Genomic DNA, 3,515 nt, shown 5'->3' on the forward strand with positions numbered 1-3,515 from the left:
ACCTTGAGTACCTACGTTATGTCACATACAGCCAAAGATCAGAAAAAACTAAAGGCCCGAGTTAGTAAGATACAAGGTCAGGTCAATGGTTTAAAAAAGATGCTCGATAACGACGAGCAACAGTGCCAAGACGTACTGCAGCAAATTGCAGCGATTCGTGGCGCAGTGAATGGCTTGATGAGAGAGGTCATTAAAGGTCACCTTCTAGAGCATGTGGTACTAGAAGATGACAAAGTTCAGCGTGAAGAAGATATGGAAGTGGTACTGAAAGTATTGGATTCATACATCAAATAGCGCTTCTTTAGCGGTTCATTTGAGCCTTTCTTTTTACTAGTTCTTTCTTGAGAACATTAACAGCGTAAGGCTTCATTGATTTCCATGCCTTACACTCTTCTCGTGTTCTACCACAGCCTAAACACCACCCTTTGTCGTGTGAAAAATCGCACATATCAATACAAGGGCTTTTCTGTTTTTTCATATTAGAGCCTATCTAGTACTTTCTCTACACTGGCTTCAAGTGAGCGCAGTCGGTTGAATTCTTCGAACAAACGCTGTTCTAGGTTTTTGAAGTTTAGGGGGAGGGTTCTCTGGCAAATCCCGTAACTGTTGTCTTGGGTTTTGTAGCCTTTCCAACTTTCAATACGATCTTTTTCTAGAGCTTTAAACTGGCGTATAAATTCCGCTTGGGAAGGGCAGTCCTCTTCCGCATGCATGCAAACAGGAAAGGCTTTTTGCTTAATTTGAGGCCCTTCGATAAAGGTCTCAAAGTGGATACCGCCCTGTTTTTGGTTGAACCAAGTCTCTTTATATAACTGAAGGTACTCTCCACGGTTATAGATCTCCCAACCATCCTCGAACCAGTTTGCTTTTCTTAGCATCTTCTCTAGGTTGCGGAAAACACCTTTAACATCTTTCATATGGAAACTCTTCTTCCGTGGTTTGTGAGACAGTGCGTGAAAAACTATACTCCCCCTGAGTATAAAATACTACCCCCTAGTATATGTGGTTATCGTACATCATCGAATCTTAGAGCTTATCTTAGCGTGTCAGAATCGGAATTAGCTTGCTTGGAAAGGACACCGATAAACCTGATCTAGCTGTATTCCCGATGTGATTCTAGGCCCTTATGTATGGGGTATTTACGCGGTAAAACTGACAAGTTGATGTTTAACGAGGGTTCATTTCAGTTATGTAGGCCGCATAAAACAAGGGAGGCGAGATTAATCGGTTCTATCCTCGTTAATTTTCAGGAAAATAGCCGCCCGATGATTAATGTCGGTAGTGAACACGAGGTTTCAGGTATGGCAAAGAAAATTATATTTATCCACGGTCGGGGGCAAAAGCCTGACAGGGAGTCGCTTCAATCATTGTGGTACGATGCTATCGAACATGGATTACAGCGTGACTGTAAAGGTTCTGATTCACTCCAAGCTTTCCAGAATATCGAGAAGCGTTTCGTGTATTTTGGCGACTTATCAAACACATTATTGAACAAGCCAACTGAAGAGCCGCTTGTCCGACAACAGGCTTTGATCGATCTCAAAGGGTACACGTCCCATCAGTTTAATAAGAAAACGTATGGTGAAGTTTCGAAGGCAGGGTTCCTGCAAGAGGCGCTCGCGGATACTTTTTCTTCTGTGCTTAGTCGTTTGAAAATGGCAGAGCCACTTATAGCATTAGTTGCTCCCGATATGAGTCATTATTGGTATGAAGACTCTTACTTTGGTAGCGACGTAAGGTATCGATTAATGGTGGAGCTGAGAGAGGCGTTAGATAACCAAGATGAGGTGATGATCGTCGCACATAGCCTTGGCACAATGATCAGTTATGACGTGTTATGGAAACTCTCCCATTACAGTGAGTACCGAAACGCTTACGGCGCTAAAAAGAAGATCGATCTTCTGGTTACGTTAGGTTCACCATTAGGCGATGAGAGTGTAAAAGAGCGCTTGAAAGGGAGCCGTTTAGAGGGCATGAAAAAGTACCCTTTAAATATTCATAGGTGGGTGAACTTGTCGGCTGAAGATGACTTTATCTCTCACGACAGCAAAATCAAAAATGACTTTCAAGAGATGCTCAAACTGGATTTGATTGCTGGTGGAATGAAAGACATTTATCCAATTTACAATCTCAATGTGTGTGACGGGCAAAGTAACCCGCATGCTTCTATTGGTTATCTTATAAACCCCCAATTCATCTCCGTGTTAGATGAATGGCTTGCCAGTTAGCGGTAGCGCGCAAGTTCAAATACGAATATTCAAAGGTAGATAGCCAGATAATCAAATGAGTATTGCGATGTGGAGATCTTGCTTAATCCAATATTATCACTGCGATTGTACTCCTCAATCGAGTGGTCGAACCCATAAGCTGTAGAAGGCGCCATATATTGAGTAATGCCCTGTTGTGTCGTTGTTATTTGATCATGCCCATGTCCACAAATCACCTCTCGTACTCCATATTTCTGAAGCACCTTCATTATGGAAAAATCGTTCTCGAGACGTATTGCTTGCATCCAATCGGCACCGACAGGGATGATAGGGTGGTGAACAACAATGATAGGGTTACTGGCTTTTCTCAGCTGTTTCTTTAACTGGGCTAGGCCTCGATTATCGATACGCCCTGAACCGAGCGGGTGAACGCTGTCTTTGGGTTTGAAACTCGAATCGAGGAACACAAACTCTCGCCCAAAAACGTTGGCTCTGTCGGTCACGCAGATCGTCGAACCTTTAAGTTCTGCACGCATTAAGCGAGAGTCATCATGGTTGCCTGCAATCGCATAAATAGATTTGTTGGTAAGGTGTCGAACGAACGTTTCTAAGTGAGTATAGTCACCGGGTTTGGGGTTACAGCAAATGTCACCTGTCAGGAAAATAGCTTCGCATTCTTGATCGTTATTGACGTATTCAAGCGCTCGACGTAGGTTTTCATAACTGGATTCATCGGAGAGGTGGCAGTCACTGATTTGGTAAATGGTGTTCATTATTGGCGTCCGGTCATTTCAAGATAATCAAGCAGGGCTTTTACCTTGGATATGCGCGTCTATGGTGTGGATAGAGCGCGTGTAGATCCGAAGGTTTAAATGCCCAGTCATACAAGATACTAATTAGCTTACCATTTTCTACAAATTGTTCAGCTATGTTGTCTGGTACTCTTTCCTCCTAAGCTCCTGAATCGCCATGCGCCCGTGAGTTTTGATTAGTACAAAAATGCCTGCTGGATGAGCAGGCATGATGTGAGGTAGGTTTAAGAGAGCGGCTCCCTTAAAATAGTGGAGGAAAGCATTCAACCTTAGTGGCTTAAAGAAGCGAACCCCGTTGGAGAGATAAAACCATCATTCGTTCTTTGCTCAACCGTCTGTAAAATTGGGTTGATGTAAAACTCTACGATCTCATCACTATTGATTCGATTCATGTACAACATGACCGTTTGATCAGATTGCACGACCGCACCATCGATAGCGGTTAATTTATCAACGTCTGGTGCGTAAAAATCCTTGTTAAGCTCTATGCCAGTAT

At 43.2% G+C, this 3,515-nt stretch carries 5 protein-coding genes and 1 pseudogene; 2 read left to right on the top strand and 4 right to left on the bottom strand.

Annotation, left to right across the window (positions count from 1 at the left end; genetic code table 11):
* Positions 1-18 precede the first annotated feature (18 nt).
* Entirely contained in the window at positions 19-294 is a 276-nt protein-coding gene (gene rcnR / locus BCT81_RS28005; RefSeq protein ID WP_008223718.1) for a Ni(II)/Co(II)-binding transcriptional repressor RcnR, read from the top strand.
* Positions 295-301: 7 nt separating this feature from the next.
* Here rcnR and BCT81_RS28010 read toward each other — a convergent pair whose 3' ends face one another.
* Both BCT81_RS28010 and BCT81_RS28015 read right to left on the bottom strand, forming a co-directional pair.
* Positions 302-478 carry a DUF1289 domain-containing protein gene (locus BCT81_RS28010; protein WP_020477243.1) on the bottom strand — a complete coding sequence of 59 codons (177 nt, stop codon included), beginning with the start codon at positions 476-478 and terminating at the stop codon, positions 302-304.
* Between the two features lies 1 nt (position 479).
* Entirely contained in the window at positions 480-917 is a 438-nt protein-coding gene (locus tag BCT81_RS28015; RefSeq protein WP_008223720.1) for a hypothetical protein, read from the bottom strand.
* A gap of 384 nt (positions 918-1,301) precedes the next feature.
* Here BCT81_RS28015 and BCT81_RS28020 point away from each other — a divergent pair, with 384 nt between their 5' ends.
* On the top strand, positions 1,302-2,228 hold the full coding sequence (locus BCT81_RS28020) for a hypothetical protein (protein ID WP_061031901.1): 927 nt from the start codon (positions 1,302-1,304) through the stop codon (positions 2,226-2,228).
* Positions 2,229-2,257: 29 nt separating this feature from the next.
* Here BCT81_RS28020 and BCT81_RS28025 read toward each other — a convergent pair whose 3' ends face one another.
* Entirely contained in the window at positions 2,258-2,980 is a 723-nt protein-coding gene (locus BCT81_RS28025) for a metallophosphoesterase (protein WP_102426559.1), read from the bottom strand.
* Positions 2,981-3,288: 308 nt separating this feature from the next.
* Positions 3,289-3,515 (bottom strand): annotated as a pseudogene (locus BCT81_RS28030) (hypothetical protein); the annotation flags it as partial.

The organism is Vibrio sp. 10N.261.52.A1 (assembly GCF_002876325.1).
Taxonomy (GTDB): Bacteria; Pseudomonadota; Gammaproteobacteria; order Enterobacterales; family Vibrionaceae; genus Vibrio; species Vibrio chagasii.

Excerpts from the sequence above, each read along its gene's own strand:
- BCT81_RS28015 (WP_008223720.1), bottom strand. The coding sequence starts at position 917 with ATGAAAGATGTTAAAGGTGTTTTCCGCAACCTAGAGAAGATGCTAAGA.
- BCT81_RS28010 (WP_020477243.1), bottom strand. The coding sequence starts at position 478 with ATGAAAAAACAGAAAAGCCCTTGTATTGATATGTGCGATTTTTCACAC.
- BCT81_RS28025 (WP_102426559.1), bottom strand. The coding sequence starts at position 2,980 with ATGAACACCATTTACCAAATCAGTGACTGCCACCTCTCCGATGAATCC.
- rcnR (WP_008223718.1), top strand. The coding sequence starts at position 19 with ATGTCACATACAGCCAAAGATCAGAAAAAACTAAAGGCCCGAGTTAGT.
- BCT81_RS28020 (WP_061031901.1), top strand. The coding sequence starts at position 1,302 with ATGGCAAAGAAAATTATATTTATCCACGGTCGGGGGCAAAAGCCTGAC.